This is a genomic window from Dyadobacter sp. CY347 (assembly GCF_021502655.1).
Taxonomy (GTDB): Bacteria; Bacteroidota; Bacteroidia; order Cytophagales; family Spirosomataceae; genus Dyadobacter.
This window is the reverse complement of the sequence record NZ_JAKFFT010000010.1, coordinates 65437-81569: the sequence shown is the minus strand read 5'-3', so window position 1 is coordinate 81569 and position 16133 is coordinate 65437. Positions and strand designations below refer to the sequence as shown.

14 protein-coding genes are annotated in these 16133 nt (G+C 43.0%); 6 read left to right on the top strand and 8 right to left on the bottom strand.

Translation table 11 applies throughout. From position 1 onward, the window contains the following. The first annotated feature begins 70 nt into the window (after positions 1 to 70). Together L0659_RS23330 and L0659_RS23325 are read left to right on the top strand one after the other, a co-directional pair. Positions 71 to 1297, top strand: coding sequence for a restriction endonuclease subunit S (locus L0659_RS23330; RefSeq protein ID WP_235128989.1), 1227 nt, complete (start codon positions 71 to 73; stop codon positions 1295 to 1297). A gap of 39 nt (positions 1298 to 1336) precedes the next feature. Next, positions 1337 to 4285, top strand: coding sequence for a type I restriction endonuclease subunit R (locus L0659_RS23325; RefSeq protein ID WP_235128988.1), 2949 nt, complete (start codon positions 1337 to 1339; stop codon positions 4283 to 4285). 3 nt (positions 4286 to 4288) lie between these two features. Here the strand turns inward: L0659_RS23325 and L0659_RS23320 are convergent, their stop codons facing one another. Then, positions 4289 to 5587, bottom strand: a complete 1299-nt coding sequence (locus L0659_RS23320) for a site-specific integrase (RefSeq protein WP_235128987.1) — start codon at positions 5585 to 5587, stop codon at positions 4289 to 4291. Between the two features lie 107 nt (positions 5588 to 5694). On the opposite strand from L0659_RS23320, the gene L0659_RS23315 reads away from it, so the two are divergent. From L0659_RS23315 to L0659_RS23305, 3 genes are all read left to right on the top strand, one after another. Next, positions 5695 to 6219: a helix-turn-helix domain-containing protein gene (locus L0659_RS23315; RefSeq protein WP_235128986.1), complete on the top strand. Its 525-nt coding sequence runs from the start codon at positions 5695 to 5697 to the stop codon at positions 6217 to 6219. Between the two features lie 53 nt (positions 6220 to 6272). Beyond that, positions 6273 to 7199, top strand: a complete 927-nt coding sequence (locus tag L0659_RS23310) for a toprim domain-containing protein (protein ID WP_235128985.1) — start codon at positions 6273 to 6275, stop codon at positions 7197 to 7199. Between the two features lie 296 nt (positions 7200 to 7495). Beyond that, positions 7496 to 8332 carry a zincin-like metallopeptidase domain-containing protein gene (locus L0659_RS23305; RefSeq protein ID WP_235128984.1) on the top strand — a complete coding sequence of 279 codons (837 nt, stop codon included), beginning with the start codon at positions 7496 to 7498 and terminating at the stop codon, positions 8330 to 8332. Between the two features lie 468 nt (positions 8333 to 8800). Here the strand turns inward: L0659_RS23305 and L0659_RS23300 are convergent, their stop codons facing one another. The 5 genes from L0659_RS23300 to L0659_RS23280 form a co-directional block, all read right to left on the bottom strand. Next, on the bottom strand, positions 8801 to 9205 hold the full coding sequence (locus tag L0659_RS23300) for a hypothetical protein (protein ID WP_235128983.1): 405 nt from the start codon (positions 9203 to 9205) through the stop codon (positions 8801 to 8803). Next, entirely contained in the window at positions 9189 to 11927 is a 2739-nt protein-coding gene (gene mobF / locus L0659_RS23295; RefSeq protein WP_235128982.1) for a MobF family relaxase, read from the bottom strand. Before mobF ends, L0659_RS23300 begins: the two co-directional genes overlap by 17 nt. A 198-nt stretch (positions 11928 to 12125) precedes the next feature. Then, a complete protein-coding gene (locus L0659_RS23290) occupies positions 12126 to 12908 on the bottom strand; it encodes a hypothetical protein (RefSeq protein WP_235128981.1) in 783 nt (260 codons plus the stop codon). Between the two features lie 29 nt (positions 12909 to 12937). Beyond that, positions 12938 to 14449: a type IV secretory system conjugative DNA transfer family protein gene (locus L0659_RS23285; protein ID WP_235128980.1), complete on the bottom strand. Its 1512-nt coding sequence runs from the start codon at positions 14447 to 14449 to the stop codon at positions 12938 to 12940. A 138-nt stretch (positions 14450 to 14587) separates the two neighbouring features. Then, complete coding sequence (locus L0659_RS23280) at positions 14588 to 14836, bottom strand: hypothetical protein (RefSeq protein ID WP_235128979.1); 249 nt, start codon at positions 14834 to 14836, stop codon at positions 14588 to 14590. 89 nt (positions 14837 to 14925) lie between these two features. Between L0659_RS23280 and L0659_RS23275 the strand changes: the two genes are divergently transcribed. Next, positions 14926 to 15573, top strand: a complete 648-nt coding sequence (locus L0659_RS23275; protein ID WP_235128978.1) for a hypothetical protein — start codon at positions 14926 to 14928, stop codon at positions 15571 to 15573. A gap of 1 nt (position 15574) precedes the next feature. On the opposite strand, the gene L0659_RS23270 is transcribed toward L0659_RS23275, so the two are convergent. Together L0659_RS23270 and L0659_RS23265 are read right to left on the bottom strand one after the other, a co-directional pair. Further along, positions 15575 to 15844, bottom strand: coding sequence for a hypothetical protein (locus L0659_RS23270; protein ID WP_235128977.1), 270 nt, complete (start codon positions 15842 to 15844; stop codon positions 15575 to 15577). Between the two features lie 2 nt (positions 15845 to 15846). Continuing rightward, positions 15847 to 16116, bottom strand: coding sequence for a helix-turn-helix domain-containing protein (locus tag L0659_RS23265; RefSeq protein ID WP_235128976.1), 270 nt, complete (start codon positions 16114 to 16116; stop codon positions 15847 to 15849). Positions 16117 to 16133: the final 17 nt, after the last annotated feature.

Below are 16133 nucleotides of genomic sequence, written 5' to 3'. Positions count from 1 at the left end.
ATTAAAGTGTGGTGAATTAGTATTTTGCGATCAGATCGTTCTACACATCATTAACGGAAAAAATAGAAACATGAGTTTAGATATAAAAAAGCCAAAGATTCGATTCAAAGAATTTAGTGGCACATGGGAACATAAAGAGCTTAATATGCTTTTGCGGGAAGCCAAGCAAAGAAATACTCACCTTAAATTTGGGAAAAAGGATGTTTTGTCTGTTTCCGGTGAATTCGGGATAGTGAATCAGATTGAGCATTTAGGTAGAAGCTATGCTGGTGAATCTGTGCATAATTACCATGTAGTGGAAAATGGTGATATCGTCTACACTAAAAGTCCCCTTAGAGCAAATCCCTACGGCATAATAAAGGTGAATAAGGGAGTTTCAGGCATAGTATCGACATTGTACGCAGTCTATAAAGTGATCAATGAGCAGGCTTCTGGGGCTTACTTAGATCACTATTTTTCGTTGGATGAAAATACAAATGCATATCTGAGACCCCTCGTTAAAAAGGGTGCTAAAAATGACATGAAGGTCAATAATTTACAAGTTTTAAGTGATAGAATATGGATACCTTCAGTACCGGAGCAAGAGAAAGTTTCATTGTTCCTTTCGAAAATTAATCAGAAAATTAGTTGGTTAAAAAAAGAAAGGGACTTGTTGACAGATTACAAAAATGGAATGATGCACCGGATTTTTTCAAACGAAATTCGGTTTAAAGATGATGATGGTAAAGAATTTGCTAAATGGGACAGAAAGAAGTTAGGGGATTTGTTTAGTTTAGTATCTAGGCCGGTAGCAAAACCAACAGACAACTACAAGGCATTAGGCGTACGAAGTCATTTCAAAGGGACATTTCAGAGATTAGATAGTGATCCAAGTAAGATCGAAATGGACATTTTATACCAAGTAAAAAAAAATGATTTGATCGTCAATATTACATTTGCATGGGAAGGTGCTGTTGCGATTGCGACTGAAGACGATGAGGGTGGATTGGTATCCCACCGCTTCCCCACTTATCTCTGCAATAATGAAATTTTACTATTAGATTTCTTTAGATACTTATATCCGAATAATCTTTTCAAAAATGCATTGGAGCTTATTTCACCTGGTGGTGCGGGAAGAAACAGGGTTTTGAAGAAGGATGATTTTTTAAAAATTGAATTTAATATGCCAAGTATGGATGAACAGAGAAAGATCTCAAATTTCTTATCAATCATAGATAATAAGATTAAACATACTGAAGCTAAAATCGGAAAAATGGAAACGTGGAAACGGGGACTTCTTCAGCAGATGTTCGTTTAATCCTCATCTTAGTTAAGGAAATTAAAGTTGAACAATCTAATGTCAAAACAACCAGAACAAGTTCTCGAAGAGCAATTGGTTAATCAGCTTCAAAGTATGGGCTATGACCTAGTTGAAATTCGAGGGGAGAGCCAACTTTTAGCTAATTTGAAAATCCAGCTTGAAAAACACAATAAAATTCAGCTGTCTAATGATGAGTTTGGGAAAATTCTTAATTTGCTGAGTAAGGGATCGGTATTTGAAAAAGCAAAAACCCTTCGGGAAAAGCAACATATAGTTCGGGATAACGGAGATAGTCTATACTTCGAATTTCTCAATACTGATCATTGGTGTCAAAATTTATTTCAGGTGACACAGCAGATGACAATGGAGGGTAAATACAAGAATCGCTATGACGTCACTCTTTTGATTAATGGCTTGCCGTTAGTTCAAATTGAACTTAAACGTAGAGGACTAGAGCTCAAAGAGGCATTCAATCAAATTAATCGCTATCAAGGGCATTCATTTGGTGCAGGGGCCGCTTTGTTTCAGTATGTGCAGCTGTTTGTAATCAGTAATGGTGTTAACACAAAGTATTACGCGAATAATCGAAACCAGTCTTTCAAGCAAACTTTTTATTGGACAGACAGGGACAATAATCGCCTTACAAATATTCTGAACGGTTTTACAAATTCATTCTTGGAGCCATGTCATATTTCTAAGATGATATGTAAATACATCGTACTGAATGAAACTCATAAAATTTTGATGGTATTAAGACCTTATCAGTTTTATGCGGTTGAGGCATTAATTGAGCGAGTAAAAAATTCTCCCAGTCATGGAGGTGCTAGAAGTGGGTATATATGGCACACAACTGGCTCAGGAAAAACTTTGACCTCGTTTAAGGCCAGTCAGATACTGACTAGCTTGCCACAAGTAAAGAAAGTTGTGTTTGTAGTCGACCGGAAGGACTTGGATTATCAGACCACAAGAGAGTTTGACAGTTTCAAGAAAGGTAGTGTCGACGCCACCGAAAATACCCGTGATTTGGTGACACAGCTTACAGATGATACTAAATTGATTGTGACGACACTACAGAAGCTCAACGCTGCTATCAGTAAAAAGTATCATTTGAGCAAAATGAGTGGGCTAAAAGATGAGCGGATCGTTTTCATTTTCGATGAATGTCATCGTTCGCAATTTGGAGAAACTCATAATCGAATCAAAGCATTTTTTAACAACATCCAATTATTTGGCTTTACTGGCACACCAATTTTTGCAGATAATTCAGTTAAGAATGAATTGGGAAGACGGACCACTAAAGATCTATTCGATGAATGTTTGCACAAGTACGTCATTACTGATGCCATTCGTGATGAAAATGTATTGCGGTTCTCAATTGAATATGTCGGTAAATTTAAACGTAAAGATGGAACTGACAATGAAATTGATTTCGAGGTAGATGACATCGACACAAAAGAACTAATGGATTCTCCAAAACGTTCGGAAAAAATTGTAGACTACATTCTTGCACATCATGCTCGTAAAACACACAACCAAGATTATTCAGCGATGTTTTGTGTCAGCAGTGTAGAATCACTAATACGTTACTATGATTTATTTCAGAAAAGAAAAGTTTCAGGGCTGCACGATTTGAAAATTGCAACAATATTCAGCTATGTAGACAATGAAGCGGATGCAAATGCGGATGGAATGATACGAGATGATCAAAATCCTTCTATTAACGATCAATCCATCCTTTTTGATCAGTCGACAGAACTCTTAGATACGCCTGCTTTATCTCCAACAATTAACATTCACAGCCGAGAAAAGCTAGATCAATACATAGATGATTATAATGGCATGTTTGGTACAAAATTTTCCACCAAAGATTCGCAATCTTTTTACAATTATTACAATGACCTCTCTAAAAAATTGAAAGATCGTGAAAAAAGCCCAGATATACATGCCAATCGGATTGATATTCTGCTTGTGGTAAATATGTTTTTAACTGGTTTTGATGCCAAAAAGGTTAATACTTTGTATGTTGACAAAAATCTGAAATACCACGGGTTGATCCAGGCATATTCTCGTACAAATCGTATTTTAAATGAGCAGAAATCACAGGGCAATATTGTTGTATTTCGTAATCTAAAAGAGGCGACGGATGAAGCAATTACGCTTTTCAGCAATAAAGATGCTATCGAAGAGATCATCATAGGACCTTTCGAAGATTATGTTGATAAATTTAATGTGGCCCTAGAAAAATTATTCAAGATTACGCCGACTGTAAATAGTGTAAATGATTTAGTTAGTGAGGAGGATGAACTCAGGTTTGTTAATGCTTTTCGAGATTTAATCAGAATTAAGAACGTACTTGAATCCTTTGCAGATTTCTCATGGAAGGAACTAGAAATCTCCCAACAGACTTTTGAAGATTTCAAAAGTAAATATCTAGATTTACATGATAAGGTGAAATTCAATCAATCAAAAGAAAAAGTATCCATCCTTGAGGAAGTTGATTTCGAACTAGAGCTTATTCATCGCGATGAAATCAACGTCACATATATTCTGAAACTTTTAGCAGGCTTGAAATTTGCTAAACCCCTGGACCAGGAAAGAAAGCGTAGAGAGATTGAACAGTTATTAGGTTCGGAAGTGCAACTACGTAGTAAAAAAGATTTAATTGAAAAATTTATAGATGAGAATCTGCCCTTCATTGATGAGGTAAGCGAAATTAGCGATCGGTTCGATGAGTTCTGGCAGGGTGAACAAGTGAAATCTTTTAATGCGCTAGTCGAGGAAGAGAATCTTGATGCATACAGAACTCAAAAACTAATTGAAGATTATCTCTTTGCGGAAAGAGAGCCTATTCGAGATGAAATCTTGTTATTGTTAAAAACTGGTCGGCCGTCTTTACTTCAGCGAAAAAAGATTGGTGATCGCATTTTGAACAAAATATTAGATTTTGTGCGAACTTTTATCGACGTGGGAGAGGTCCGAGATTAGCAATTATTTTGGCAGCAGTTCGGTTGCTTGAAACATCGCTTCCGTAGCTTTTTCAACAGAGCCTCGAACTGAATCTAAATTTAATCTGGCATATATTTGAGTAGCTTGGGTGGATTTATGACCCAAGCTTTTGCCAATTACTTGAAGGCTAGCACCAGTAATTGCCTGATAGCTTCCGAAAGTGCGGCGAATGTCGTGCATACGTATATCCAGAAGGCCAGCCGGCAACTCTAATCTTTCTCTCTTTGCTCGTTCGACAGCCTCCTTGAACAGCATTTGAGGAGAGAGGTGAGGGAGCTCATCTCTTATTCCTAAAAGCCAGTCACCTATTTTTTCGTGGCGCAACCAAAGATAGAATGTTGCTCTTTGAAGAGTACGCTTCCAACCCTTTTTAGGATCGGCAAAATGCTTTTCATTGTCGAGCTCTTGAGGAAACACCCAGGCACTCTCCGACGAGGAATATCTAAATTTTAATATTTCAAAGGCTCGCTCTGTTAGTGGAATAAATAGAGGCTCTCCATTTTTGGAATCAGGAATACGCCACTCACTTTTTTCCCAATTAATTTGATCCCAGCGCATCATTAACGTATTCGTTTTCCGGCACCCGGTGAGAAGTAGTAACCAGAAAAAGTCCTTTACTGTGGTATTTTCTTCTTCGTTTAAGGACTGGATCAAGCAAGGCATTTCCGATGGCTGAACAAATCGATCTCTGCTCTTTTCTTTGTATTTTTTTATTCCGATGGTAGGGTTTTGCCCCTGCCAACCCCACTCAATTGCCTTGTTATACATTCCCTTGATCCGCTCAAGAATGCGATTAGCTTGATAGAGGCCGCTATTATGATGAATTTTCTCATGTAATACTTGAACATCCAGCCGGTTAATGCTTGTTAAGCGCTTATTGAACCACTGAGCCAAAAACTTATTGATTTCTCTTTCGTCATATTTCCACGATTTTTTGTGTTTTTTACTATAACGTGTCATGTACTCATCGAACAGATTCCCAAAGGTTTGACTATTACGCTTTTCAACCTGTTTCTCTTCATGAGGGTCTTTCCCTGTTGCGATCAGGCCTTTAAGTTCCGCCGTTTTTCTTCGGGCATTTTCTATTGATATATCTGGATACTGCCCAATAAACACTCTTGCGTCTTTTCCTTTTACCCGTTTACGAGTGTAAAATGAAATTACGCCATTGGCAGTCTGATATACAGACAAGCCTTTTTCCTTATCATCGTGAAAGTATCTACGCCCCTTTGAGGGAAGTGGAAGGCTTTCAAAAAAAGGTTTTGTAAATCTGACTGACATTTTCTGGTGCCGCGCTGGTGCCGCATTCTGGGTTAAATTGTATATAAACCAGTGTAGCACGAAAAGGAAATCTCGCCTAATAAGTACTTGAGTATTAATAATAAAATATGATGATTAAACTCGGTGGAAATTGTATAAATCTCCCTCATAACCTGAAGGTCGTCAGTTCAAATCTGGCCCCCGCAACCAATTATTCCAAGCACTTAGATACATCTAACTTTGAGCTTAAAAAGCTTAGTGCCGCACTGGTGCCGCATTTCTTTTCCTATTTCGTAAACTCTGTAACTGCGCTGAATGGAAATTCTCCGTTCTTATCCTTTGTTAACGTATTCACTTTTCGGTTGCTCTTAGGTATTAATTCCCTGTATCATGAATATATTCCTATTTATGGATGTCTATTCATTCAAGGAGAATCACCCACCCAGGAGATTATCATGACCAAGGATACAAACAGTGAAGTATTGCTCGATCGAAAAACGGCTGCGAAATATCTAGCCGTATCACCCGGAACCCTCGCAGTCTGGGACTGCACAAAACGCTATGATCTTAAACCAATTAAGGTCGGTCGCGCAGTTCGTTATCGACGTTCTGATATCGATAAATTTCTCGAACAGCGCCTTGTAAAGCGATAGCCGCACTTCTTAAACCAGACTAACTCCATTCCCTTTTTTGCCCGGAGACTGACATGAACATTGATCATGCCAAAGCTATTCCTATGCCTGAAATTCTTGCAAAGCTTGACAGGCATCCAAAACGTCTTAGTGGCGATAAAGCCTTGTATCTCTCGCCACTACGTAACGAAAAGACACCAAGTTTTTGGGTCTACCTGAAAACAAACAGCTGGTACGACTATGGAGAAGCGGCTGGCGGCGATCTTGTTGATTTTGTACGTCACTATTTAAGAGCCAGCAAGGAAGACTGCACAACATCAGATGCCTTGCGCTGGATCAGAAATATGGCGACAAATGATATCACCATTCCACCGATACAATTTCTGGACAAGCATGAAATCACCGACCCACCGCTTATAGTAAAATCATCAAAACAAATTGAACATTTGGCGTTAATCCGATATCTAGGCCAAAGAAATATTGATCTCAACATTGCAAAGGAACATCTACAAGAAGTCCAGCTCCAAAATAAAGCGTCTGGTAAAAACTTTTTCGCTCTTGGTTTCAAGAATGAAGACGGCGGATATGAATTACGTAATCCATTTTTTAAAGGCAGCACTAAACCAAAGACCATAAGTTTTGTACGAGGGGATAATCCACCGTCCCAGCATATACATGTCTTTGAGGGTTTCATGGATTATCTTTCTGCCGTAAGCAGACTTGGAAATGATTACCTAAACGGTGACAGCATCATTCTCAATTCCATTGCCTGCTTATCCAAAGCCTTTCCCTACATTCACAATTACGGCTATCGCGTAGCTTATACCTGGATGGATAATGACCAATCCGGAGCAAATGTGACCCGTCTTCTATCTGAATTCTTGAAGACTCAGCAGGATATTCAGCATATCCGCATGAATAATCTTTATGCACCGCACAAAGATGTCAATGAGTGGCATGTGGCAATGTCATCTCCTACTAGACCAATGTCAAACCGATAGGTTTGGCGTCTGGTTTCATTCTCTCCGGTATCAGGGTTTAAGTCGCTGATGATATCCGGTGCCGCTCACTGCACCAACAAGAATTTTCGCCTGGCTTCGCCATTCCCCGCCCATCCAAAATTCTTGCCGTTTGTTCGCTAGCTCACCGGATTATTCCATCACAGAACCCTGACATCGGAAGAGCATAGAAACTTCAAATTCCACGCCCACCATTTTGAAACATCGAATAGGAGCAAGCAATGATCCAAGAACCTCAAACACAAACTGACATCTACTCTCGTGTGACTAATAAAATCATGGCTGATCTTGAACGGGGAAATTTGACCTGGCGTCAGCCCTGGAATTCACAGAATATGTCGGCAACTGTCAATCTGCCCGTTCGCTGGAATGATATCCCGTACACTGGCATCAACACCATTCTACTCTGGGCAACAGCTGCCGAGAGAAATTATCCGTTATCACACTGGATGACGTTCAATCAGGCCTTAGACATGAAGGGCTCTGTTATCAAAGGTGAGAAGGGCACACAGATCGTCTATGCTGACCACTTAATCAGAGAAGAAGAGGGCAAGGACGGTCAATCTGAAACCAAAAAGATTCCATTTTTAAAGACCTACACCGTCTTCAACGCATCGCAGATCAATGGATTGCCTGATCAATTTTATACGACACCAGAGCTGAAGACGGATAATGGTCCCCAGCGCGTTGCTGAACTGGAAGAATTCTTCGCTCATACAAAAGCTGACATCTATACAGGACGCGAAGCATCTTATTCTCAATTGTCTGACCGAATACAAATGCCACCGGTAGAAAGCTTCACAACAATTGAAGATTATTACGCAATTCTAGCGCATGAGATTACCCATTGGACAAAACATCCAACAAGATTGAACCGTGATCTGGGACGTAAACAGTTCGGAGATGAAGGATACGCGAAAGAAGAATTGGTTGCAGAAATCGGCGCTTGCTTTCTGGCAGCATTTCTTGGTTTCGAACCGATGCCGGAAGAACGGCATGCCGCCTATATTCAACATTGGCTCAAAGCCTTGAAAGACGACAAACGGTTAATCTTCTCAGCAGCATCCCATGCTCAAAAGGCCGTTGAATATGTCCGTAGTCTTCAACCTTCATAGGAGTAAGATGTGTGGAAGACCTTTCGCCAATTGATTTCGGTTAAGCTCAAACCTCCTTTGTTTGGTCTGCCGATATATGCTGTCAGCATAGCGGAACGCCCGTGCTTGCGCTTATCCCTGATTTCTATTCCATAAAAATCATCTTCGACTCCGCTTCGCTTCGGGGAGCTGTCACGTTCTTATCCACTATTTTTGCTTCCATCATCAACAACACAACAAAGGAGATTATTGATGACAACCGGAAACCAAAACCAAAAGAAATACCCAACACATAACGTCTACTTCTTGAAGGATACCGGCAATGACAAGCCAGAATGGATGAAAGTCGGAGTCGCCTGGGAACACAAAGATGGCACCGGTCTTAACATCTTAGTGGATAGCACCAGTGGGCAAACCCCAATGGTCATCAGAAAAAATAAACCTAGAAGCAAATAATATCCCTGCCGGGCAAGCAATTTGCCCGGCTTTTTATCCTCCTGATGTCTCAACTTTAATATTCATAACAATACTTTCACCACCCGTTTCTGCCGGTATGTATCGTTTATCAACTGCTGTAATGATCCGGGGAAGATGGTCAAGCAATTGTACAAACAACGTTTCCAACCCATACCCTTTGATTATTACGTCCTGGGACGAAAACCCCAATCGGATCGTGTTCATCTCCTCGCCCGGCACAAAGTCTGCCGACACCAGATATGCGTAATTAAAGAAGGACTGACGTCCGTCCGGCCACACCATGCATAAATTGCGGGCATGGCCTACAGAATGGAACAGCGGATTAGTATGGACATTAATGTCTCCCGGCTCCATTTCCGTTTTAGCGGGGTTGCTCTCCCGCATCTGGTCGAACCGTGTTTTAAATGCCTGGTTCATAATCTATGTCTTTGGTTGTTTGTTTGGGCTTTTTGACCGGGACAGGCACCTTTGTTTTTTGCATCTGTTGCTGTAATTCGCGCCGGACATTGTCGCGGGCGATTTCTTCGACCTGTTTTCGCCGTTGTATTAATTCCAACGCTGATTGTCTGTCACCGAGCCGCTGGGCATAGGAAAGCAGTTCTTCTTTGTCATCGGTATAAATACGTGCCCGGTCACGTCCACGAGACACGGACACATAAAGCTGTTTGGCATCCGTTGCTGGAAACGTTGCAGCCGGTTGCGATATGAACACTTCATCAACCGTTTTACCCTGACTTGCATGTGAGGTAATACAATAGGCGTGAGCTACATGCCCAAAATTCTGATCAATCTTGTATTTGGCTTTACTTGTCGTGTTGAGTAGTTCAATATCACCGCTCTTCTTGACAGATGTCACTTGTAGAAGTTGACCATTGTTCAGCCGTTTTTTCTGATCATCAAAACCGTTGCGGGTTATGCGCACAAGATCGCCCTTGGCAAGATCAAGTGATTTTTCTCTGTAAACATCATAAAGTGCGCTTTTGCCAGTCGGAAGCATCTGCGTTTCATCGGCGCTGTTGCGGATATGGATGTGATTTTCATTGCTGTCATCGACTTTCCAGCGACTGCCGCGCTGAATACCTTCCACATTTTGATTGAACTGAATAACATTGCCGACATCGATATTGCGCCAGTCGCTTCTTTCAGCCTCGGTTAAATTACGGCTGACCAGGCGTGTAGCTGTAATTTCCTTTTTTCCCAAGACACCCTCGCGTCTCAGTTCTTTGCGGATATCACCGGTAACATCCTCGCTTTGCCGGTGAGTAGGTGAAATGACAAGAGCGGTCTTTCCGTTTTTTATCGTGTTAGTGAAATCCTTTACCAGGACTTCATTTGGCTTCAGCGGATCGATGGTCTGGATAGCTTCCATATGGTCAAGCTTTTCAAAAGCACTTTTCACGTCACCATTGGAAAGGTCTTCAACGGCCTTGCGGTAGTCTTCATTTCGCTGGCGGTAAATTTTGCTCACCTCAGCCGTTCTAATCTCACCGACCGTATTGAGGATGCGCAGCGCGTCACCGCGAATAACGGACGAGTGCTGCCTGGTGTCGCCGCCTAAAATGAGGCGAGCGTTCTGCTTGGTGGACAGTTCCAGCAGTGCCGTCATATCCTGGGTTCCGAGCAACCCGGCTTCATCCACCCACAACACTTGCCCGGCGATTTTATCCTGCATTTTTTTATCAACCAGCAGCCGCGAGACGGTTTCGGCATCTTCAAAGCCTTCCTCTTTAAGCACCCCTCGGGAGGCTTGCGAGGTCGGGGCAACAACTGTCACCGTCTTGCCAGCACTCTCGATATGTTTAACGGCTTCCCGCATTAACGTGGTTTTGCCGGAACCGGCTGCACCACGGATAATTGAAACCCGATTGGTTGTCGTCAAGACATGAGAGACGGCAGCACCTTGTTGACCATCCAATTTGAGTTCAGGAGCCTTCGCGTACAAAGGCTTCAGCTTGCCTTGTCCAGCCCTAGCAAGCTTCACCATGTGATGCTCCTCAGCCAGCACAGCCTTCGTGGTGAGCAGGGTTTGGCCCTGATCGTTGACACCGATCAGGCGGTTATCTCCATTCAGGTGGGTTGTTACAGCGTCAAGACTGATCGTCCGCTCGCCGATACTCTGGCGATAGGCGCTTTCGAGCAATCGCCTATCCCGAATAACCGACGCCCGCTCGAAACCATGCAAAACGGCATGATCAACGCAGTCCTTGACATGTTTAATCTCTCTCAGCTGTTCCGGTGCATGACGGATAGGTCGCTCTGAAATACCTTCTTTTTCGGGTCCAAGCTCATGTATCTGGCGCTTCCAGTCAGCTTTAAGTTCATCCATGCCTACACCCGCTTGCTTTTTGGCACGGGTGCGGGCACCCAAAGCGCCTAATTCGTCAATATCTGTAATTCCCTTTTCTTTTGCGATCCGCCCAATTTCATCTGTCCGCTTGGAAAACAGGTCAATCACACGATCAGGCACATTTTCAATTTCAAAGGACTTATCGGTGCGCCTGATGCCATAGCCCTGATCCATCAACTGGTCAGATAGATGCTTATGAAAACGTGCCTGATAGTAAGGCATGTCCCGTTTGATGTCCCGGAACTGCCCGGCCTTTACTTGCTGCTCTTGCTCGTCCCAAGTCGCATTGAACACGAAGCAGTGAGCATGCAAGTGGGGGTCGGGCAGGTGCCCTTCGACCGGTCGTGCGGTTTGGTGGGTAAAGTCTGCCCAAAGGAGCTCTCCGGTCTGCCTATCATCATACTGACCACCCTTGCGCACCCGGGTCTTAGCGTCCGTTTCGATATCGTCCATCGTGGCCTTGACGCTTGCTTCAAAGGCTTTCAGTAGATGGTCATCCTTGGATAAGGCATGCAGTATTGACACTGACTTTGGACAATGGAAATTAATGTCATAGCCCGTTGTCCGCTCATCCTTTGTCCGAGGAGTTAGATGCTCCCCTGTGACCGGATGAACATTTTCGCACAAGGCAAAAAACGTCTCCTGTGTTGCTATCCCTGTCAAACCAAGTCGCTCGGCAAGCTTGCCCTGGATATGACCATTCAGCTCCTGATCATTGATATAATAATCAGCTTTGGACAAGGCTTGCTTGAAATATGCTTTGGCATGGGCAGCATTGCTGCTCTGGATCATTCGTATCATACAATGATCTTACATCGAGATTTATGTCCTGCTCTGGTGTTTCTAAATAGAGTAATGATAAACCGTCCGCGTTAAACATCACCGTTAAAGAAGCTGTGTTCACGAGGTGCGATTAGCTGTGCTGGGTGAAACTGTAATGTCGTTAAACAAACTTGCATCAGACGTCTTCCCTAAGCACAGCTTAGGATGTCATAACGCCACCGCAATATTTGTATCGTCAATAAAATTTTCGGCCATCTTGCGTCGCATTTCCGGGTCGGCTGGCTTGCGTCCATAGTAGTTAACACCTCTGGTTTCACTGGGGCTCCTGCCTTCGATGAACGCCGATGTAAGCTCTTCGTTGAAGATCATCTCGTCGATCTGATCCATGACAAAGTTGTCGCCGCGATAATAAGCAGCGAAGTAGCCTAACGAATAAAAGATACTGCATACCACAATGAGAGGGCCGACAGTTTGTCCAAACAGCCAAAGTCCTAGTCCGATAAGCAGGAAGAATCCTGGCTCAACAATGGTCTCAATCGTGCGTATCGAGAGCGGTTTCAGAAAGGGTTGGTAGTTCAAAAACATCGGACGGATATTGCCTGATGACAGGCTATACCGACCGAAATCAAAAACAGAAGGCAGAGTTTTGATCTCAAGCTGCCGGTCAATGCACATTGCGATAAAACCAGCCAGAAACAAATACCAGGTCAGGTCATGGATCAAAAAATAAAAGATATCAAATGGACGGCCATAACCAAACCTGGCGAGCGCATGAAAGCCCAAGCTCTTAGCAACTGGCATGACAGCCAGGAAGACCGTAAACAATATGGCAGTGGATAAAGAGAAATAGCGTTCACCCATATTCCTGCGGATGAACACTTCTAGTAATAACCTGGGCTTCGAACAGGCAGCCAGAAAAAAATCAAAAAAGAATTCTTTGATAACATTACGCCGCCTCAGGACGCTTCTGTAATAGAGGTTCTTCTTCATAAATAAAGAGTTAGGTTTGTAAATTAAGGTTATGGTTGATAATTCTGCTGGAAGAGCATTTTGATATGGTTTTGCCCTTTGAAGATGACATCACCCTGCCGGTGTAAGTAGCCTTCGACAAAGAACTTGTTATTAGGACCCCCGGTGCGTAGTCGAACAAATTCCTCCGGTCGGACAACACGTTCGAGCTTGAACGATGTTGAATGTGAATGAGAGAAGTTTTTGGCATAGGTCACGCTATCCCCATGGTCTTCAAAGAAGGCGTCACCAATAAGCTCAGAGGCATATTTGTTGGTTTCAATATCTGCGTTTGCGTGAAAGATCTTAGTCGCCAGCGTTCCCAAAAAGCTTTTAACCTTGTATTCTCCGTGTTGCCCGCCCATGGACGCCAGATAGTTTGGCAGGTTTTGAGATATATACACTGTCGAAACCCGACTGCTCCGAGCGGTCGCTTGGAAATCTGCATCTTTTTCATGAATGAAGTTTTGTGCCTCATCTGCCCATAGAAACACAGGGCGGTCGTTTCGGCCGATGTCACGTTTTTCCATGGCACGCTGCCATAAATACTTAAAAAGGATCTGACAGTCCCGCCCGACTTTATGATAAATCTTAACGGGCAGGTTGATCAGGATGATCTTGCCGCGAAGCGAATCCTCGGGGGTTACGGTCGAAAGCTCGTGGCGGCAGAACATAGAATAGACAGGCTCCCGTAAAAGACGAAAGAGAAATCCAGAAAAAATGAAATCGATGATGGAGCGTGTTTTGTCGGTCAGAGTGATGAAATTTTCGACAAAGAATTGATCGATGAACCTGAACAACCGGGCGCTTGGAATAGCTTCGAGAAGTTCTGTCTCCATGGCAAGCTCATCTTGCATACGTTCCTGATCTTCATGTGACAGTGTCAAATACCATTCTTCCACCTGCTGGTTGACCCGCTCTTTGGCTGCTTCAAATGCCTTGTGAAAGTATTTAGCGTTTTCCTCACTGCTTAATTTGAGATCTTCAATATTCTTTGGAATGGTCTGGGCTACGTTGTAAAGGTCTTTAACAGTCACCTTTCCATAGGCGATCTGGCATAGGTCGATGACATTAAACATTAGCATGTCCAACGCTGTCTCCCAAAATGGATCATCGCCTTTTCCCTTGTCCTGCTGTTCACCGGCACGAATAACAGTCTTTAAAACGTCAACAAGGTTTTCTGTCAGGGAAGAAGCGCCACCAGATTGAGCGGATTCATAGGACAGGAAATTAAAACTGTGACGTCCACCCGGTTCAAGGATAATCAGATCATTGCTCCGTCCGGTTTTCTGGCAGTATTCCACCCAGGATTGTTTTTCATCCGGTTTGACGGTGAGTACCAGTCCTCCGAAACCAGCTTTTAAATACTTCAAAGCCAGCATGCGGCCAGAGCCGGACGTCTTACCAGAACCAATGCCGCCAAATATTTGAACGCCTTCGACAGCGTGGCGGATTGTCCAGTAATTTCGCTCCGTAGGCGAGGCAAGCTCGATAATCGGCTGATCAAGATCAAACGAGTTCATAAGTCAATAAGAATGAGAGGAGGAATATTTCTACAAAATATTGGATTCGGCTGATATTATTTTGACCGTTAAATAAGTGACCGGATAATTACTTTCAGGCTGGCTGTCTGACTGTGAGGAGATTTGCCAAATGTTCGCTTAATGTTTCCAGATAAAGTATGATCGGAAGTGTCCGAAAGAAACTTGCTTCACGATGGAGGTCAGGCTTTCAGGTTTGTAGATAGAAGCTAAGTCAAGAGGTTTTTGGGTAGGCAGGGCAGGGGTAATAAGTTTTTTCCAGCTCACTGCGCCATCGTAGTTATCGTCAAAGGGTTGCTGCCAAGCGTCATCAAGACGCTTTTCGTCTTCGCCATGGACGTTATTGAGAAGGTGTTCTTCGTATTTCATGCGAAGACTCCATAAAACATGTGTCAAAATATTATTTTTTCATATTAACAAATGCATGAAAAATGTCAAGCATTTAATCTCGCTGAAACATGGAAAACAAGGATGATAAACGAAAGGAACAACACCCCTTTCCTGAGAATTTGGAATACGTCGAAGAGCTCGTCAACGAGGCCAGGAAAAAGGCCGAACTGATTGATAAGCAGCTGGATACAACGCCACGGGAATTCAAAAAGCCCGACCCACATGTGCCCCGCTATAACCCGCCAAGTTTTTTGAAGACGGCAAAGCAAACCAACCCGGTCAATGTTGTGTATGATTTGGAAAAGCAAAAATCTGAAATTGAAGCTGGCATCAGCGTCCGGGTTGAGCGTGAGATTGACGCACTCGGTTTAGATGATGAAACCGCCAAGCAGTTGCGCGAGGCAACGTTTCACAGGATGAACCCCAATGCATTCGAGGGTAAGTCCGACAAAGAAATGGAGAGATTGCAGAAAGCGTCAAAGGACCTGAACTACTCACAGGACTATATGCTGAAGCGTAGGACAGATTATAAGGCAAAGGAAAACGAGGAAAGATCATCCCCACCTATACAAGAGACATTTGTTAAGAAGGAAGAAAAACCGTTTTCTATGTCAGCACGATTTACGCAGAGCCTGAGTTATACCAAAGTGCAGGAACAGAATTCACCAGAACCAGGAAAATCGCCTGATAAAGGGATAATTCCTGGAAAAGAGTAGGCTATTTTGAAGGCGGATCAACTCCACGGGTTATATCTTTTGAAGGCGATGGCGCATTAGTGCTTACTTTTTCGTTTTTGAGCCAAGAGGGCAGCTTGCTTTTGAGCTGTTCGGACAAATATTGCTGACGACCGTCACGCATTCCTTGCAGACGCTGGCTATTGCCTTCGACCTTGGAGATCTTTTCCGAGAGGTCCGGCATATTCTCAGCAATCAAATAGCTGTCGTTAAAGCCTTTGAGATACGCAGGATCAATTTTTTCGTCTTCCATCGTTAGAATGTCTTGCGTGCGTTGTTGTTCAGATAAGCTTCAATTGAGTCGCGATCGTATAGGATAATTTTCTTTTGCGGCTGTGAGAAGCGGATTTTTCCTTCGTCACGTAATTTTTGTAACGTGGTCTTAGACTTGATATTCATGAGTTGCATGGCTTGTTCGTCAGTAATCCACTTTTCTATACGCTGTGAATGACCCTCTTTGAGACGGTCAACAACCTGTTCTACTAAAGTATAAAAGGCAGCCTCTTCGAGACAGATTACTTGCATAAGACCGAGTGCGTTAA